This window comes from Actinacidiphila sp. bgisy145, from assembly GCF_057708125.1.
Genome location: NZ_JBYIRL010000025.1, coordinates 21318 through 39004, shown reverse-complemented (window position 1 = coordinate 39004; position 17687 = coordinate 21318). Strand labels below are relative to the sequence as shown.

The 17687-nt window shown below is 64.6% G+C and carries 11 protein-coding genes; 7 read left to right on the top strand and 4 right to left on the bottom strand.

Features of this window, described 5'->3' with window-relative positions; translation table 11 throughout:
* Nucleotides 1-12 precede the first annotated feature (12 nt).
* Together AC3ERT_RS22445 and AC3ERT_RS22440 are read right to left on the bottom strand one after the other, a co-directional pair.
* Nucleotides 13-897 carry a phosphotransferase gene (locus AC3ERT_RS22445; RefSeq protein ID WP_435176477.1) on the bottom strand — a complete coding sequence of 295 codons (885 nt, stop codon included), beginning with the start codon at nt 895-897 and terminating at the stop codon, nt 13-15.
* A complete protein-coding gene (locus tag AC3ERT_RS22440; protein WP_435176382.1) occupies nt 894-1448 on the bottom strand; it encodes an ATP-binding protein in 555 nt (184 codons plus the stop codon). Before AC3ERT_RS22440 ends, AC3ERT_RS22445 begins: the two co-directional genes overlap by 4 nt.
* 237 nt (nt 1449-1685) lie before the next feature.
* On the opposite strand from AC3ERT_RS22440, the gene AC3ERT_RS22435 reads away from it, so the two are divergent.
* Together AC3ERT_RS22435 and AC3ERT_RS22430 are read left to right on the top strand one after the other, a co-directional pair.
* Nucleotides 1686-3131 carry an NsdA family TPR-like regulatory protein gene (locus AC3ERT_RS22435; protein ID WP_435176380.1) on the top strand — a complete coding sequence of 482 codons (1446 nt, stop codon included), beginning with the start codon at nt 1686-1688 and terminating at the stop codon, nt 3129-3131.
* 10 nt (nt 3132-3141) lie between these two features.
* Nucleotides 3142-4092 (top strand): FAD-dependent oxidoreductase, encoded by a 951-nt coding sequence (locus AC3ERT_RS22430; RefSeq protein ID WP_435176378.1) that lies wholly within the window; start codon nt 3142-3144, stop codon nt 4090-4092.
* A gap of 185 nt (nt 4093-4277) precedes the next feature.
* Here the strand turns inward: AC3ERT_RS22430 and AC3ERT_RS22425 are convergent, their stop codons facing one another.
* Together AC3ERT_RS22425 and AC3ERT_RS22420 are read right to left on the bottom strand one after the other, a co-directional pair.
* Nucleotides 4278-6095: an ATP-dependent nuclease gene (locus tag AC3ERT_RS22425; protein WP_435176376.1), complete on the bottom strand. Its 1818-nt coding sequence runs from the start codon at nt 6093-6095 to the stop codon at nt 4278-4280.
* 17 nt (nt 6096-6112) lie between these two features.
* On the bottom strand, nt 6113-8194 hold the full coding sequence (locus tag AC3ERT_RS22420; protein WP_435176374.1) for a 3'-5' exonuclease: 2082 nt from the start codon (nt 8192-8194) through the stop codon (nt 6113-6115).
* A gap of 124 nt (nt 8195-8318) precedes the next feature.
* On the opposite strand from AC3ERT_RS22420, the gene AC3ERT_RS22415 reads away from it, so the two are divergent.
* The 5 genes from AC3ERT_RS22415 (at nt 8319) to AC3ERT_RS22395 (ending at nt 17670) form a co-directional block, all read left to right on the top strand.
* A complete protein-coding gene (locus AC3ERT_RS22415) occupies nt 8319-10766 on the top strand; it encodes a type I restriction-modification system subunit M (protein ID WP_435176372.1) in 2448 nt (815 codons plus the stop codon).
* Entirely contained in the window at nt 10735-12033 is a 1299-nt protein-coding gene (locus AC3ERT_RS22410) for a restriction endonuclease subunit S (RefSeq protein ID WP_435176475.1), read from the top strand. Before AC3ERT_RS22415 ends, AC3ERT_RS22410 begins: the two co-directional genes overlap by 32 nt.
* A 263-nt stretch (nt 12034-12296) precedes the next feature.
* Nucleotides 12297-15554 carry a type I restriction endonuclease subunit R gene (locus AC3ERT_RS22405; protein ID WP_435176370.1) on the top strand — a complete coding sequence of 1086 codons (3258 nt, stop codon included), beginning with the start codon at nt 12297-12299 and terminating at the stop codon, nt 15552-15554.
* 47 nt (nt 15555-15601) lie between these two features.
* Nucleotides 15602-16333, top strand: a complete 732-nt coding sequence (locus AC3ERT_RS22400; protein ID WP_435176368.1) for a M48 family metallopeptidase — start codon at nt 15602-15604, stop codon at nt 16331-16333.
* Nucleotides 16334-16671: 338 nt separating this feature from the next.
* Nucleotides 16672-17670 carry a hypothetical protein gene (locus tag AC3ERT_RS22395; protein ID WP_435176366.1) on the top strand — a complete coding sequence of 333 codons (999 nt, stop codon included), beginning with the start codon at nt 16672-16674 and terminating at the stop codon, nt 17668-17670.
* The last annotated feature ends 17 nt before the right edge of the window (nt 17671-17687 follow it).

Genomic DNA, 17687 nt, shown 5'->3' with positions numbered 1-17687 from the left:
GAGGCGAGGGAGCTAGCGAGGGACACCGGCGTCCCGAAGGTGAGTGATCATGCGAGCGAGGTGTCGTAGGACACTTGTCGGCTCGGAAGAGGACATCAATTCGCGCAGGTCCTCGGCGGAGATGAGGGAGAGGTCGTCGCACCGGCGGCGGTCGAGCCAGCGCAGGAGGCGCCAGACGGCGATCGGTCCGGTGACGGGGAGCTGACCGATCACGTCGAGGGGCAGCGGATGGACACGGGCGTAGACGAGATCGCGGACGATGTGGAAAACAGCGTCCACGCGGTCGCACACGGCAGGACCGCAGGCGGCGGCTTCCCAGTCGACGACACTGACTTGCTGGCGCACGGAGGACAGGAAGTGCTCCGGCTTGATGTCACCGTGCAGGTGTACGCACTCCTCGTCGTCCAGATCGGAGAGCGCCTCGCGGAGTGCGGGCCACCAAGCGGCCGACCGACAGCGTGCGGACAGCTGGTTCAGCATTGCGCCGCTGTTGGTCACGTCGCCGTTGCGCATCCGCAGCCAGCCGTCGCCAGGCCCCCCAAGTGCGGGACGGCTGCCCAGAGTGCCGGTCAGCCACAGCGTGCGCTGGACGAAGGCCCGAACACCCGTTCGCAAGTTGTCGTGCGACACCACGCCGCTCACCGTGTCGACGAGGAGCCAGCAAAGGCCGTCCATTTCACCAGCTGCCCGTACCGCCGGTGTCGGCACGCCCCAGCCGCGAGCGAGCGTGAGCGCGTGCGCCTCTCGGTTCCGCCGCTCCAGCGGATCGATCAGGCGATACACCTTGAGCACGGCCTCCCCGCCGCATGCCTGCCACATCGCGGACAACGGCTTGTCGTGGCGCAGAACCAGCGGTCCGAAACGCTCCTCCAAGCTGCTGCCAATGGCCGTCGTCATGACCACCCCAGGCAGGAGAGACGGCGACCGGCCCAGGTCGGCCAACGGCGTTTCCCGCGCCCCCGCATGGACGAAGCCAGCGAGCCGTTCTGCTGAACATGCGCGCGGGCGGTGCGGGCCAGCGCGCCGGTTCCGTGTGCGCCCGCGAGCACTGCCTCATCCGCCACGATGAAGAAGACCGTCTTGCCAAGTCCCCTGGGAACCCAGCCCCAGCCATGGGAGAAGCTCTCCACCAGGGCGAGACCGCGGCCGGACGTGGCCTCGCTCGTGGCACTGCGTACGACCGGGGGACGCAGCGAGCGATCGGTGACCTCGACCTGGAGGAACTGGCCCGTCCAGTGAGTGCGCACCCAGCACTCGCGGCCGGCGTGCGTGAGGGCGTTGGCGATGATCTCGCTGGCACACAGTTCCACATCGGCCAGGGCGGAGTCGGACAGGGGAACGTTCCAGTGCCTCGCGGTTCCGGAGATCCTGCGCCGAGCCCGGCTGACGGCCTCCGTACCGGCTTGGACGTGGAACGCGTCCGGAGCCGGGAGCTGCTGGTGGTTCATACGAAGCCTCTCCTCGGCATCGGGAGGGGGCGGCTGACACCTGACGGGGGGCAGATGCCAGCCGCCGGTCTGGTCGCCCTCTGTTGCCGCACCAGCACACCGGATAACGTGCAGAGCTCAGGAGCCCATCAAGCGGTCAACTCGGTCAACTTCCCAGCGACCAGGACTGACCGAAGCCACGGCGAGGCAGCATGAGATGGGCGCGGACGCGTACAGCGGCGCGGGGGTGAACGCCGAGTGACCCGGCGACCAGAAGGACCGAACCTCCAGCTCACCGCGTGCCTGGACGAACTGGGCTGGACCCCCAAAGTCCTCGCACGGAAGGTCAACCGGGCCTTCGGCGACGGCACCGTCGCCGAGTCCGCGCCCTACCACTGGCGCGATCACGGCAGTCTCCCCCGCTCGCCCCTGCCCACCGCCGTCGCCCACGTGCTCTCACAGGAGCTGGGCCGTACGGTGACCGTGGAGTGGCTGTGGCAGGGGCGTACGCCGCCGTCGCAGGCTCTCGTACCCGCGGACAGCGACCTCGTCCGCCCATGGACCGCCGCAGAGCTGGGAGGGATCATGGAGGACTGGATCCACAGCGGCTTACGTGACCGCCGCCACTTCCTCGCCGCCTCGGGCGCCGCCCTCCTCGCCGTCGTCTCGCACTACCTCGACGGCACAGCCGGCCGCGGCACCTACGCCGACCGCCTCGCCCGCAGCACCGCGCCCGACCCCCTCATCGAGCAGGTCGAACAGAACCTCCCCCTCCTCCAGCAACTGGACGACGAACACGGCGGCGCCCGCCATCTGTCCTACGTCGGCGCCCAGTTCCGCTCCGTCGCCCTCCTCCTCCACGAAGGCGGCCACTCCCCGTACGCCACGACCCGGCTCCTGCACGCCCTCGGCGAAGTCGGCCAGCTCGCCGGATGGATGGCCTTCGACGCCGGAGACCACGGCCTGGCCCAGCGCTACTTCGCCACCGCCCTACGGGCCGCCCACCAAGTCAACGACCGCCCGCTCGCGGCCCACATCCTGGCCGACCTCGCCTTCCAGGCCGCCAGCCGCGACCACCCCGCCGACGCCCTCACCCTCGGCGAAGCAGCAGCCCGTACCAGCCAAGGCGCCCCGGCCGGCGCCCGCGCATCCGTCCTGTCCCGGCTCGCCTACGCCTACGCCACCGCGGGCCGGACCACCGACTTCGACCGCACCCGGGAGACCGCCCGCGAACTGGTGGAGTCCTCCGCCCCGGACGGCTCCGAACCCCGCTGGATGTACTACCTCACCGGCAACCACCTCGACTGCCAAGCCGGCTACGCCCTCATACACCTCGGCCGCACCCGCCGCCGCGACGGCGCCACCGCCCAGGCCCGCCGCCTCCTGACCCGCGGCACCACCCTCCTGGCCACCGGCGCCCACACGGTGCCTCTTAACGACCCCAGCCAGCGTCGGGCCCTCTTCGAGGGCTCATGGCTCGCCCTGGGCTACACCACGCTCGGTGAGACCGAACTCGCCTGCCAGATTGCCGCCACCGCCACTGAGCGGCTCGCCACCGTACGCTCCCCACGCAGCACCGCCGTACTGGGCCAACTCGCCGACGACCTACGCCGCCGCACACGCAACCCGCACGTCCGCAGCTTCCTCCCCGAACTGGAACAGGGCCTGGCCAACCACCCGGCCGTGGCGCCCGCAGCCCGTTAGGGTCCTTGCCGTGGCCACCACCGAGCACATCACCGTCATCGGGGCCGGAGTCTCCGGCCTGACCACCGCCGTCGTCCTCGCCGAAGCCGGCCGGCGAGTGCAGGTCATCGCCGAGGACATCCCCGGCCGCACGTCACTGGCCGCGGGCGCGATGTGGGGCCCCTACCTGGTCGAGCCCAAGGACAAGGTCGACCAGTGGAGCCGGTACTCCCTGGAGGTCTTCCGCAAGCTGGCCACCGACCCGGCAACCGGCGTACGCATCACCAACGGCATCGAAGCCTCCCGCCACGCCGACGCCCCACCGGACTGGGCCACCACACTGCCCGGCTTCCAGCCCTGCAAGCCCGACAGGCTTCCACCCGGCTTCACCACGGGCTACCGCTTCGAAGTCCCCCTCATCGACATGCCCGTCTACCTCGACTACCTCCAGACCCGCCTGCTCAGCGCCGGCGCCACCCTCACCCAGGCCACCGTGACCGACCTCGACGACCCCACCCTCGGCCCCACCGTCGTCAACTGCACCGGCCTCGGCGCCCGCCACCTCGCCGCCGACACCAACCTCCACCCCATCCGCGGCCAGCACGTGGTCGTCACCAACCCCGGCATCACCGAATTCTTCTCCGAAGACACCGGCACATCCCCCGACCTGCTTTGCATCTACCCCCACAGCGACACCGTCGTCCTAGGCGGCACCGCCATCACCGACTGCGGCGACCTCGACCCGGAAGCGGCCGCAGCCATCCTGGATCGCTGCACAGCAGTCGAACCCCGCCTCGCGGCGGCGAAAGTGCTGGCCCACCGCATCGGCGCCCGCCCCACCCGTTCGAGAGTCCGCGTCGAACCCATCCACCGCCCCGACGGACGAACCACTCTCCACAACTACGGCCACGGCGGCGCCGGCGTCACCCTCTCCTGGGGCTGCGCGCGCGAGGTCGAGGCCCTCGTCAGCGGCCAGGCGTAGCCAGAAAAAGCCGATCACAAGGCGCTCTCAGAGCCGCTGCATGACCGGAAACTCCCCACCACGAATGCCGATGCTGCCAGAAACCATCCTCAACGCTGATCGGGGCGCGGTGGGTAAGAGTCGACCCGACTGGCTTCCGGACAATTTTTTTCGGCGGTTCAGATGCACGATTAAAAGCTGAAGCATTAAATGACTCGTGGCCACGCAGGTACGGGACAAGCGCATGCGTGGCGTGGGAAGGTTGCAATCTCAAGTGTCAGATCGACAGCCGGTGGGGGTAGGGTCGCTGAAATCAGTGCGCCCTGAAACTGTGGCAGTTGCCGGTACGATGCAATGTCCCGGCCCACGAACAAGTCTCCGAGCACAGCAATCAGACTGTTGACGCGTGCCGGCAGCAGAGATGACTGGTCCGCGTAGGCTTGACCGAGGGACGCGCCGATGTTGGCCGCCTTCCAGGGGTTGTCCTTCTCCTCCATGATGTCGAGCCAGCGCTCAATGGTGCCCGTGAGACGAACCGCGCCGACGAAGGATGACACCGGATCATTGGCGGACGCCGCCAGCGCGGTGAGCGCGGCCCGGTCCTCGCACAACCTCTTCTTGTGGTCGTTCTGGCTGGTGGCCATGACAGCATCCTCGTCCCAGAGGACGACGTGCGGTATGCCGAACAGGGAAAGCGTACTAGCCGCGCGATGTAGCTCAAACTTGCCGAACGCGCTCAACACGCCGACGTTGGGGCCGAGCTCTGCCAGGAGACCCCGACGGGCCAGCCATTCGAAGAACAACACGTCGCTGGGGCCTTCGACGACGATGACCCGGTCAGCGAAGAATGCGGCGGCCCGGTGCGCGTCCAGGTCATAGAGAACCCTATCCCGCTCCTCGTTGGCCGCGGTCAGACGGGCCGTCTTGAAACAGGAGCGAGAGCCCATGGCATAGGCCGAGCGGGTGTGGACGTCCGCGAGAACCCTGCTCACCAGAGCGGGAGAGGGCGACGCCACCACGATCCCGTGGAGCGATCGGTGCACCCTGGCAATCGTCTCAGGAGAGGTCTCGGCCGCTGCGAGCACGGAGGCGTTGTGGGTTGTGATCGTCACCGCCGTGTTGCCCGCAGCGACTAGTTGGTGCAGGTCGTGGGCGAGCCGTGTTACTTGGGAGGGGTGCAGGAATGCCTCGGGCTCCTCGAAAAGGATCCAGCGGAAGGTTCCCTCCTTGGCCATGGCTCGTAGCCGTGCCGCCGCTTGGATCAGCGCGGCGATCATGGCACGCTGAACGCCGGACCCCTGGGTTTCGAGCGGACGATGGGTGCCCTCCTGATGGAGCCGCAGCTCGACGAGATGACGCATGATCAGCTCGTTGGAGAGTTCACCTACGTCGACCTTCGCGGACAGGCCCCAGGGCATCAGCGCGTCGTCCAGATCGCTCTCGAGGTCGGTGATGGGCCCTTCCTGCAAGGCGTTGCTCAGCGTCCCGAGGGCGGCCCTGGCGGTCATAAGCATGGTCTCGATGTGCCGCTCAGAGAAGGCAAGCAGCAGAACGTCCCGCAAAGGCGAGGGACCAGAAAGTGATGTGTGGTCGGCCATGCTGCTGATCGCCGGGATGTGGACGCACTGACCGAGCTTGGCCGCACTGGTCCAGCCTGTCGGCTGCGGTTCGCCACCATCCTGGGGAATCAGGTAGTAGGACCCGGCAAGATGGTCGCTGCTCTTGGTGAACCAGCGCCGGATCCGGAGGAGATCGCCGTCAACGAGATCGACGCCGATCTGCTTGGCCTCAGCGGCATCAACGCTGTAGTCGATCTCCACCCAGGATTCTCCGCCAGGCTCCGCGTGCCAGGGAAGGTCTCGGACTTCGTCCCAGTCCAGAGTGCCGTAGAAAAGTAGGACGGCATCCATCAGAGTGGACTTCCCCGCGTTGTTCGGGCCGATCAGCGCGCCGAACGGACGCAGATGCAGTTCGACGTCGAGGGCACCGCGAACGTTCCGGACGGCCACGCGTAAGGGGCGCATGGAGAGACTCCTCGATGTCAGCGGGGGAGGAACGAGCTGGGAGCCCCGGAATAGGAAACGTACAGCCGGTCACGGGCGCGAGTGCACGCGACGTAGAGCACGCACCGCTCCCTCTGCAAGCTCTCAAGGTGGGCGGCTCTGTCAATTTCCAATGGAACGATCGCCCGTTCGTGCGGCACCACTTTGTCCTGGACGCCGACGACCGCGACACATTGGAACTCCAGGCCTTTCATGCTGTGCATCGTGCCGACCTGGACCCGCCCGCCGGACGGACCCGGCGGCTCGGGCTCGATGCCCGCCGAGCGAAGTGCGTCCGCCACGTCGTCGGACTTGGCGTTGACCCGGGCCGCGACGGCGATGGCACCCGGTTCAACACCGTCCGCCAGCCAGGCCCGGACTTGGGAGACTACGGCGGTGCGCTCCTCGGACCACTCGTTGAACCGCCGGACGATCGGCCGGCGGCCATGTATCGGCGACTCGTAGCCTTCCCGGCTGTCAGGCCAGCCATCGAGGTCCTCCTCGGACACGAGCCCCAGAACCCGGACGGCCCAAGTGAGGATCTCCTGGGTGGTGCGGTAGCTGACGGTGAGACGCTGTGTCCGGCCGACGATGTTGACCCCGGTGTTCCTCAGCGGTACACGGTGCTGCCAGATCCGCTGATGCGGGTCCGCAACGAGGAACAGATCGTCTTCAGCCGCGCGGACGGCCGCCCGGAGCAGCCGCCACTGCGCCGGATGTAGGTCCTGGGCTTCGTCGATGATGACGTGCTGGTAGACGGCCGGCCCATCGTCCTGTCGCAGGATTCGTGCCGCCTCATCGGCTACCTGCAGGAACGACCAACGCCCGAGGCCGCTCAGCTGAGTTCGCAACGTCTCGATGGCGGCCCAGACGGATGGTCGCTCCGTGCGGGCCAGACCCTGGCCTCGGCCAGTGCGAGTGGCGGCCAAATAGGCCTCCAGCGAGGTGATGTCCTGAGCGAGCAGAACCTGCTCCCACTCGTCTACCAGGAACTCCCCGGCGTAGTCCGGGTGCACGGTGTCGGCCAAAGTGACCAGGTCCCTCGGCGGAAGCACCACCGGTCGGGACGCCCGCCGGTCGTTGACCACCCGGGAAGCCAGCTGATCAGTGGTGATCACCTCGATCCGATCGCGATCCGCAGGGTTCTCCACGAGTTGGTCAAGCTGACGGGCCAACTCGGCGGTGAGCGGGTGGCTGTAGGTGGTCAGCAGGATCGGCGTGCCCGTGTTGTAGAGGCCGGCGAGATGCGCAGCCCGGTGCAGGGCAGTCACCGTTTTGCCAGTGCCCGCACCACCGGTGATCATCACGGAGCCGAGATAGGGATCGTGGTAGGCGATCCGGCGCTGCATCGGATGGAGGAAAATCCTCCAAAGTGCAAACGGGGGGCGCAGCAGCTTCTTAAGCTCTTCAGGCCCGCTGACTAGCGCAACCTGGTCGGGGGTCCGACCGATCGCTGCGGAGAGGTCGTCCGGTTCTACTCGGTCGGGCTTGGCGGCGTTGACGAGATGCTTGCTGACCTCTCCCCAGGTCTCCTCGGCCGACATGCCCGAGGCCAGCGCAACGAGGACGTCGTACTGGAGTGACGGCAGCATGTGCTGGAGGGCGTCCAGGTGAGCCTCCCGGGTCAGCAATCGGACGATCGGCAGTACTTGGTCGTCGATGCCGAGTGTGCGGAAGTCCGAATCGCTGACATGGTCGAAAAGCCTGGCCGGTGTAGCTTCAGCGGCCAGACGCAGCGTGCTGGTCATGTTCTGCAGTTGCGTCTCGTCGCGCACCTCCAGGACGCCAAGGACCTGGTTGACGGTGAACAGCCTCGTCGTGGCCCAAGCGATCGCGTCGTCGTGCGGCAGTACACGCAGCAGGCAGTAGAGGTCTCCGTACGTCGGCGCCAAGACGACACCGCGATAGAACTGGTTGATACGGATCGTCCTGATCCGAGGGTCTTCGGCCCGGTTGAGCTTCTCCAGATGCAACCCGGCGTGCGTGGCCTGGGCAAACTTCCCAAGCGCAGCCTGCACCGCCTTCTGTACTGGCTTCTCCAGCTTGGCGTACTCGGAGAGAAACTCCTTGGCGATCGCCAACGGCGGCACGGTCACTCCTCCGACGGGGTGGGCAACCCTCATGGTAGGTCGTTGATGATCTGTGCTGGGCAGTATCCTATGGGCTTCTGTCACCCGCCTTGACTGACGACTGGGGGCTCCGCCTGTGGCGAAGCTGACGTTGCCGCAACTGGAAGCGCATCTGTTCGGCGCAGCCGACATCCTGCGCGGCAAGATGGACGCCTCGGAGTTCAAGGAATACATCTTCGGGATGTTGTTCCTCAAGCGCTGCTCAGACCAGTTCGACACGATCCGGAACCGGGTCATTGCGAAACAAATCGAGACAGGTCGGACACAGGTGCAGGCTGAAGAGATCGCTGATAACCGGGCGTTCTACCGGGGCGGCGACTTCTTCGTGCCGACGGCGGCCCGATGGAAATACCTGGTAGGCAAGTCGGCCGAGAACGGCGTGGCGGACTTGCTGAACAAAGCGTTGGCCGCGCTGGAGACCGCCAACTCCACCGCCCTGCAAGGCGTGGTCGGGCACATCGACTTCAACCGCAAGGTCGGCAAGACGTCACTGTCGGACCAGAAACTTCGGGCGCTCATCAAGCACTTCGACCGCTATAGGCTCCGCAACGAGGACTTCGAGTTCCCGGACCTACTGGGCGCTGCGTATGAGTACCTCATCGGTGAGTTCGCCGACTCGGCGGGCAAAAAGGGTGGGGAGTTCTACACCCCGCGTGGCGTCGTCCGGATGATCGCGCGCCTGGTCGAGCCGCGCTCGGGGATGCGGGTGTACGACCCATGCGCTGGCTCCGGCGGCATGCTGATCATGTCGAAAGAGTACGTCACAGAAGCCGGTGAGGATGCTCAGGACCTGCGTCTGTACGGCCAGGAGGCCAACGGCGGCACCTGGGCCATTTCCAAGATGAACATGATCCTTCACGGGATCGTCAACGCCGACTTGGAGAACGATGACACCCTCGCCAATCCGTTGCATATCGAGCCAGACGGTTCGACGCTGACTCTATTCGACCGCGTGCTCACGAATCCTCCGTTCTCACAGAACTACGTGCGCGCCGGGATGAAGCACACCGACCGCTTCGAATACGGCTGGACTCCGGAGACCGGGAAGAAGGGCGACTGGATGTTCGCCCAGCATGTGCTCTCGGTGCTCCGGCCCGATGGCATCGGCGCAACAGTCATGCCGCATGGCGTGCTGTTCCGTGGCGGCGAGGAACAGGCGATCCGGAGGAAGGTCATCGAAACCGACCGACTGGAGGCGGTCATCGGTCTTGCCCCGAACCTGTTCTACGGCACGGGTATCCCGGCGTGCATCCTCATCCTGCGCGGCCCCGGCCCTCGCCCGGCCTCGCGCCGGGGCAAGGTTCTGTTCATCAACGCCGACCGCGAGTACCTGTCCGGCCGCGCCCAGAACTACCTCGAACCCGAACACGCCGAAAAGATCGTCGCCGCTTATCGAGCCTATCTGGCCGACCCGACATACGCCATCCCCGGGTTCGCCCGTGTGGTGTCTCTCGAGGAACTCGAAGACAACCAGTTCAACCTCAACATCCGGCGTTATGTCGACAACACCCCGCCGCCGGAGCCCCAAGACGTACGGGCTCATCTGCATGGCGGCGTTCCGAAGTCCGAGGTCCGTGAGCACGAGGCCACCTTCCAGGCGTACGGCGTGGACGTGCACTCGCTGTTCGTCGAACGAGACGCCGACTACTACGACTTCCCGGCCGATGGCTGGCAGTCGGCCGCGGACTCTATCCCGGAGCTTGCCGCACCGACTGAAGCACTAGTGCGGGACGCGTTCGATGAGTGGTGGAGTCGGCACAGCAAACGGCTGAGCGAACTGCCCGACACACACAAGGTCATGGACACCCGCGCCGAACTGCTGGAGTCCTTCGTCGCAGAGCTTGAACCTCTCGGCACGCTCGACCGCTTCCAGCTCTCTGGCGCGGTCGCCTCCTGGTGGGGCAGCGTTCAATACGACATCCGCACGCTGGCCTTCCACCAGTTCAGCGGGGTCGTTCAAGGCTGGCTTACGACGATTCAGACTGCTTTCGCGGATGACAGCGTGGCAGTATTGAACGCTCAGCGTCAGGCAGCTGCCAAGCGTAAGGCTCGAGAACATCCATTGATCCCGTACATCCTCGCCGACTATCTCAACGAGCTCGAAGAGGCCGAGAATCTACGGGCCGAACTCGATGCCAAGATTAAGGCCCTTACCACGCCCTTCGAGGACGACACTGACGAGGTCCAGGACGTCGACACTGTCATACTGAAGCGCCTGCGTGCCCAGCTCACCGCAGCTAGGTCCAAGGTCCGCAAACTGGAAGCCGTCTTCATCGATCGCCTGACCTCGGGCGTCCGCTTGATTCACGATGCCGAGACCGAACCCGATCTGGTCATGCGTATCATTAGGGCCGATCTCAGCCGCCGCCTCGACACCCGTCTCGCCACAGGGCGCAGGGCCCTGATCGACCGGTATGGAAAGTGGGCCGCTAAGTATGCGGTGACTCTTCCCGAACTCGAAGCACAGCGCGCGACTGTGGCCATCCGAGTTGATGACATGCTTCGGGAGCTCGGCTATGCCTGATCGTCATCAGCACCCATGGCCGGAAGTATGCCTACGAGAGATCGGTGAGATTAGCGCCGGGGGAACACCGTCCCGCGATGATCCCAGCCTGTGGAATGGGACAGTCCCGTGGCTAACTCCAGGAGATCTGACGAAGAACCCTCGGACTATCACCACTGATGGCGCGGAGTACATTACGAAGGCAGGTCTCAATAGGTCAGCCGCCGCGCTAATGCCACCAGGGGCACTGCTCGTCACTACGCGGGCAACTCTTGGGGCCAGGACCATCGCAGGGGTTCCCATGGCCACAAATCAGGGGTTCAAGAATATTGTCTTCAATCCTGCTTTGGCAGATTCCAGATTCTATTTTCACCTCTTCGGGCTACTCGCATCGGAGTTGGTTCGGCGCGCCTCGGGTACAACATTCCTGGAGATTTCCGGGAAAGAGTTCGGAAATATTAAAGTCCCGCGTCCACCACTTTTTGAACAACGGAAAATCGCAGAGCTTCTCGATGTGGTTGATGATAAAATTCAGGCTGTGACCCTTGAGCTTTCAAAGCTTCGGCTCCTACGCTCAGGAGCGTTGCGGCATGCTATGAGTGCTGGACTAGGACTTATTGGCTCAGTTGAAGCGTCGCGTTTCCGGGATATTGACGGAATCGCGGCCCACGGGTGGTCTGCGATTCGACTCGGCTCCTTGATTCTGCAGATCGAGGCAGGGAATAGCCCGGATCTGGAAGATCGGCCAGCTGCTAACGGTGAGTGGGGCGTCCTAAAGGTAAGCTCGGTGGGTCGTGACGGGTTCCGCCCAGCGGAGAATAAGGTGGCTCTGGAGTCAGCACTCCATCACGAGAACCTGTGTGTCCGAGCAGGTGATTTGATCATGACACGGGCTAATACTGCTGATCTTGTTGGGCTCAGCTGCGTTGTCGAAGAGACCCCATCGAACCTGATGTTGTGTGATAAGACACTCCGCTTGGTCGTCGATGACAGGAAGACATCGGCTAAATTCATTGACTTGGTGCTGGAGACTGATGAATTGCGAACTCAGATTCAGATCGCGGCAACGGGGACCAGTGCCAGCATGAAGAATATCAGTCAGGCATCTATCCAGTCTCTGGTTGTTCCATACTCGGCTACAGAGATGGAACGGATCTGCGGGCTTGATGCAGCTCATCGCAAACTAATCAGCGTTCAGCAGGCCGAGCTGCTCAAGCTTCGCAACCTTAAACAGGGGATTATGGTGGACCTGCTGACTGGGCGGGTTCGTGTGAGAAGAGACAGGTGAGACCGAAGCAGGGACATCGAATCTTCATCCAATAGCGGAATGATGATATCTGTGTGAATTTGCGGAGCTGGTTGGCCAGTTGGGGTAAAAGACTTCAAGAATCCAGAGAGTGGGCCTCTTCGGCCGGCTTGGGTGGAGCGTGGCGAGCTGGCTCGTTAGCTCTGATGCTGCCCGGCTTGTGGGAATCCGTGGCGTGTCACGGTCTCCGCAGGCGATGATTGGGGCTGCTGCTGATCGCACGCTGATGTGAAGCGAGGACGCTCATGTCTGGGCCCGAGTACACACAGGTTGAGGCTCCGCTGCTCCGGCAGTTGACGCTGATGGGGTGGGAGCACCTGCCAGGCCAGGCGGAGGGCGCCTTCAAGCCAGAGGACCCGACAGAGTCCGGGCGCGACTCGTTCGCAGACGTACTGATGGAGACGCGACTGCGTAAGGCGCTGCGTGACATCAACCCCGGGCCGGACGGGGAACCCTGGCTGGACGATGCGCGGATTAGCCAGGCGCTGAGCGAGCTGACTCGGATCACGGCCAGAGGTCTGCTGGACGCCAACGAGCTAGCGACCGAGCTGCTGATCAAGGGCGTTACCGTGCCGGGCTTGCCTGGCTGGGACGGAGGACGGGACCAGCGCGTCCACTTCATCGACTGGAAGCACTGGCAGCACAATGAGTTCGTGGTCGTGTCCCAGTTCCGTGTCGACGTGCCGGGCACGAGCGGGCTGAAGCACATTGCACCTGACGAGGTACTGCTGGTGAACGGTATCCCCCTCGTCGTGGTGGAGTGTAAGAAGCCGGACAAAGGTGACGCGATCGCCCAGGCCGTTACGCAGTTGAAGCGGTACGCCGGCCAGGGCCGCGCCAAGGTCCCCACCGGAAATCCAAAGCTCTTCCACAGCGTCCAGCTGACCGTGGCGACGTGCGGAGAGCGGGCACGTCTGGGCACGTTCACGGGCGACACCGAGCACTACACACCCTGGCGCGACCCGTACCCGCTCACTGACGCGATCATCGCGGCCCAGCTCGGGTGCGATGAGCGGTCGGTTACCGAGCAGAACCGGCTCACTGCGGTGGTACTCCACCCCGAGCGGCTCTTGCGGATTATCCACGACTACGTAACGTTCATGACCCTGGACAACGGCATCCGGATAAAGGCCGCACCGCGCTACCAGCAGTACCGCGCGGTCGAGAAGACCCTGGAACGCCTGCTGACAGGTGCCACGCGCGAAGAGGACGGTGTTCAGGATCGGCGAGGCGGAATCATTTGGCACACCCAGGGCTCCGGTAAGAGCCTCACCATGACCTTCCTCGTCCGCCGCATGCGGTCGATTCCAGAACTGTCGGCAGTCAAGGTCGTGTTGGTCACTGACCGGACCCACCTGCAGAAGCAGTTGTCCGAGACGCTCCGGCTTACTGGGGAAGAGGTCGAGGAGGCCAAGCGGGTAAAGGAGGCCAAGCGGCTCTTGGCAGCCGACGGCCCCGGCATCGTCGCCGTGATGATCCAGAAACAGCAGGACGTAGCGGCAAGGACTACCATCGGCGAACTGAGCGAGGCCGTCCCTTCACTCGGGGAACTCAACGCTGGCAGTGCGATTGTCGTCCTCATCGACGAGGCACATCGGTCCCACGGCTCCACCCTGCACATGAATTTGTTGGAGGCGCTGCCCAACTGCGCCCGGATCGGCTTCACCGGAACCCCGATCATCATGGGGAAGCAGAAGAAAACCTCCCAAATCTTCGGAAGCATCATCGATACCTACCGGCTAGCCGACGCCGAGGCGGATGGCGCGGTCGTGCGGATCTTTTACGAGGGCAACACAGTCAAGGGCGCGGTCAAAGACGGACGTGACCTCGACGAGGTCTTCGAGGACCTCTTCGCCGAGCAAAGTGACGAGGACCGCGAGGCCCTGCAGCGTCGATTCGCCACCAAGGGCGATGTGCTCGAATCGGAGGAGCTGATCACGGCCAAAGCCAGGCACGTTCTCCGGCACTACGTCACGACCGTGTTGCCCGGCGGATTCAAAGCGCAACTGGTGGCGAACAGCCGGGAGGCGACACTGCGCTACCGAGCGGCTCTGATCGCCGCGAGGGACGAACTGGTCCGCAAAGCCGAGTCGGTCCCGGCGCGGTTGCTCGATACTCCGCTTGATGAGCTGACCGCCAGACAGATCGCGCAGATCAATGCCAACCGGAATCTCGATCTGCTCCGCGCCATGGACTTCGTTCCCGTAATCTCACCAGGTACAGACGACAACGAAGAACGCTTTGCCTATTGGACCGCGCAGGAGTCGCAGGAACGCAGAGTCGACGACTTCACGAAGCCGTTTGCACCAGAAATGGGCCCAGACGACAAGCCGATCGCATTCCTGATCGTCAAGTCGATGCTGCTGACTGGCTTCGATGCACCGATCGAGCAGGTGCTCTACATCGACCGCTCACTCAAACAGGCCGAGCTGTTGCAGGCGGTGGCCCGGGTCAACCGGCCGGCCAAGGGAAAGAAGTGCGGTTATGTCGTCGACTACTTCGGTGTCGCCAATCATCTGGCCAAAGCGCTCGCGGCCTACGCCGCCGATGATGTCGATGGGGTGCTCGTCAATCTCCGCGAGGAAGTCGCCAAGCTGGATCCGATCCGCCGACGCCTCCAAGCGGTCTTCACCGACCACGGTGTGTCTCCTTCAGGGACAACCATGGAAGAGTGTGTGCTTCTGTTGGGTGACGGAGCCCGCTTCGACAGGTTCGAGGCCGACCTCAAGCGGTTCCTCACTACGATCGACGTCATTCTTCCCGAACCGACGGTGCGCCCCTTCCTGAAAGATGCCACCCTCTACGCGGAGATCGCTATGCGGGCCAAGCGCAGGTTCCGTGTTGACGGTGGCGACTTCGACCCCGCCGCGTACGGCGCGAAGGTTCGGCAACTACTCGACGATCACCTGCTGTCGCTCGGCATTGACCAGAAGCTGCCGCCGGTGTCACTGACAGCGGACGACTTCGAGGAGAAGGTGGCGGCACTGCCCGGAGCACGAACCCGCGCCTCGGAGATGGAGCACGCCCTACGGGACCATATCGAGATCAACCGGGGCAAGGACCCTCGCTTCTACAGGCTGCTTAGCCAGCGCCTCGAAGAGATCCTGCGTGAGTACGCCGAGAATTGGGAACAGCAAGCCGCGCTCCTGGCCGACTTGGTCGCCGAGCTGCGAGCCGACCGCTCCGCACCAGACGACACACTCAGCCTGGTCGAACGCGCTCTGTACGGTGTCCTGCTAGAGGAGACTGCGCATGATGGTGTGGTCGACCCGGAGACCGACGAGTTTTTGTGCGAGATCAGCACCGGCATCTACACCCTCGCCCAGCAGGTAACGCATCGGCGTGATTTCTGGCGGAGCCCGGTCGATCAGGAGGACTTCCGGCGCCAGACCGTCCAGTTGCTGATCACCAAGGATGCGGCGCCGATCGACAAGGTCGACTCGCTGGCCGACCAACTGGTGGAAGTGATTGGGCACCGGCGTGCAGAGATCCCACGCCCTTGACGTCGAGCCTGATTAGGGAGGTCTGTGGTGGATGCAAGGATGTGGCTGTGAAGGGATCAGCCTCCTTCGAGGTCCTACGAGTCGACGATCTCGACGTACAGGTGCGGGTCAGCGAGCGACGCCGACAGATCAGGCTGACCGTCGAGCGTGACTCGACTGTCAGCGTCACCGTCCCCCCAGGCATCGAGCAAGCCGAATTGGTCAAGCTGATCAGAAGCCGGCGGCGATGGCTGTACGGCAAGCTCGCAGAACGCGAGTCACTGAGCGAGGGCCGGCCGCCACGTGAGTTTGTCTCCGGGGAGGGTTTTCCCTACTTGGGGCGCAGTCACCGACTACTGGTCGTCGAAACCGGCCCGACCGACGTGCGGTTGCTGCGAGGTCGGCTGGAGATCCGAGCGGACGCTCTCCACGACGCGTCCACGGCCCTGATTGCCTGGTACACCCGCCGTGGTACAAGCTGGTTGCCCGGTCGGCTCCGGCCATGGGCCAAGCGCCTGGACGTAGCTTGCGGTGAACTCCGGGTCCGCCCTCTGGGCTATCGCTGGGGCTCGTGCTCGCTCTATGGCGATCTCAACATCCATTGGGCGACCATGCAGCTTGCCCCCGATCTGATCGACTATGTGCTCGTGCACGAGCTCGCCCATTTGCATGTGCCCGATCACAGCGAACGATTCTGGCGGACGGTTCAGCGGGTCATGTCGGACTGCGATGCCCGTCGCGACCGGCTGAGACGACTCGGGCCCGATCTCTGGCTTCCAGAAACGAAGATCGCTACATAAGCGCGGTCCGCCCTCGGCATCTCCATTCGGTTTGCGGGCGAGCTGGGCCGGTCAACCTGCACACCGCGAGGAGTGGCAGGCAGCGACCCCGGCACGGACCGCTCCGCCCCAGTCAGGGCGTCCCCGCCAGGAGATGCGTCGGGCCAGCGCCGCTGTCAGGGGCGCGAAAACGGAAGCTAGGCTGCCCACGAGGGTGACGACCCTCAGCGCCTGCACCTGGTCCTCGTCCCATCAGCGGGTCAGGGCAGCGAAGGTTGCGAGAAGGCCACCGCGCGCACCTGTCCGTGGTCAGTTCTTGGGCGCACAATCAGCTCATGTGGGGAATGCCTGGTTTTCCAATGCCCGAAGGAGCCGAGGTCGCGGGTCGCCAAGGCAACGACTACCGGATCGGCGTCAGCATGCCTGCCGATGAGGACGGATTCTTCGGGCGCCAGTGCCCGGAGTGCGGGCTGATCTTCCGCATGGACGTGGAGGACTACGAAGCCCTGCCGAACGACCTGGTTCTGTGGTGCGTCTACTGCGGCTGCCACCAGGAGCACTCCGAGTTCATGACCGCTCAGCAACGCGACCGAGCGATCCGTGCCGCTGAGGAGTTTGCCGCGCAGTTCGTCCAGCGATCACTCGACACAGCCTTCGGCCGACTCGCCAGGAGCGCGCCTCGCGGCGGCCCTGTCTCGTTCTCCTACCGGAGTCGGCCTCACTACCCCCGACCCCTGCCCGGCATCAATGAGGAGCGCTTGGCACGGGTCCGCACATGCGCCTCCTGCGACGTCAAGTACGCGGTGTTCGGCGAGCACCGCTACTGCCCGGTCTGCGGCTCGCTGTCTCCTGCGACCGTGGCCTTCGACGCCCTCCAAGCCGAAACCACGCGCCTCGACGCCCTGGACGCCTTGCCGCCAGAGACCAAAGCAGTTCTGCGTGAGCAAGGAGTCTTCAGCCGGAGTTGGGTCGACACCATCGAGAACGTAGTCGGCATCGTGGAAGCACTCGCCTCAGCCCTCTTCAGGTCCGCGGTATCCGACGCGGAGACCCGCCTGAAAGGCAAGGGCAGCATCTTCCAGCGCCTTGACGACATGGCCGACCTCTTCACTGCCGCTGGATACGCCGACCTCCGGGCGACTCTCAGCTCTTCGACATGGCAACAGCTCACCGAGACCTGGGCGATCCGTCATGTATTCACCCACAACGACGGCATCGTCGACCAGAAATACCTGTCGAAGGTGCCGAATTCCAGCCTCCGCGTTGGCCAGCGTCTCGTCATTTCCGACACCGATAGCCGCCGCGCCATCGCAGACACGACGGCCCTCTGCCACTCCATCGTCGCCCTGTTCCCCTGACCAGGACCACGCCCCGG

What these genes read in the sequence shown, in the direction of transcription:
- AC3ERT_RS22445 (WP_435176477.1), bottom strand. Translation starts at nt 897, where the DNA reads ATGACGACGGCCATTGGCAGCAGCTTGGAGGAGCGTTTCGGACCGCTG.
- AC3ERT_RS22440 (WP_435176382.1), bottom strand. Translation starts at nt 1,448, where the DNA reads ATGAACCACCAGCAGCTCCCGGCTCCGGACGCGTTCCACGTCCAAGCC.
- AC3ERT_RS22425 (WP_435176376.1), bottom strand. Translation starts at nt 6,095, where the DNA reads ATGCGCCCCTTACGCGTGGCCGTCCGGAACGTTCGCGGTGCCCTCGAC.
- AC3ERT_RS22410 (WP_435176475.1), top strand. Translation starts at nt 10,735, where the DNA reads ATGACATGCTTCGGGAGCTCGGCTATGCCTGATCGTCATCAGCACCCA.
- AC3ERT_RS22405 (WP_435176370.1), top strand. Translation starts at nt 12,297, where the DNA reads ATGTCTGGGCCCGAGTACACACAGGTTGAGGCTCCGCTGCTCCGGCAG.
- AC3ERT_RS22395 (WP_435176366.1), top strand. Translation starts at nt 16,672, where the DNA reads ATGCCCGAAGGAGCCGAGGTCGCGGGTCGCCAAGGCAACGACTACCGG.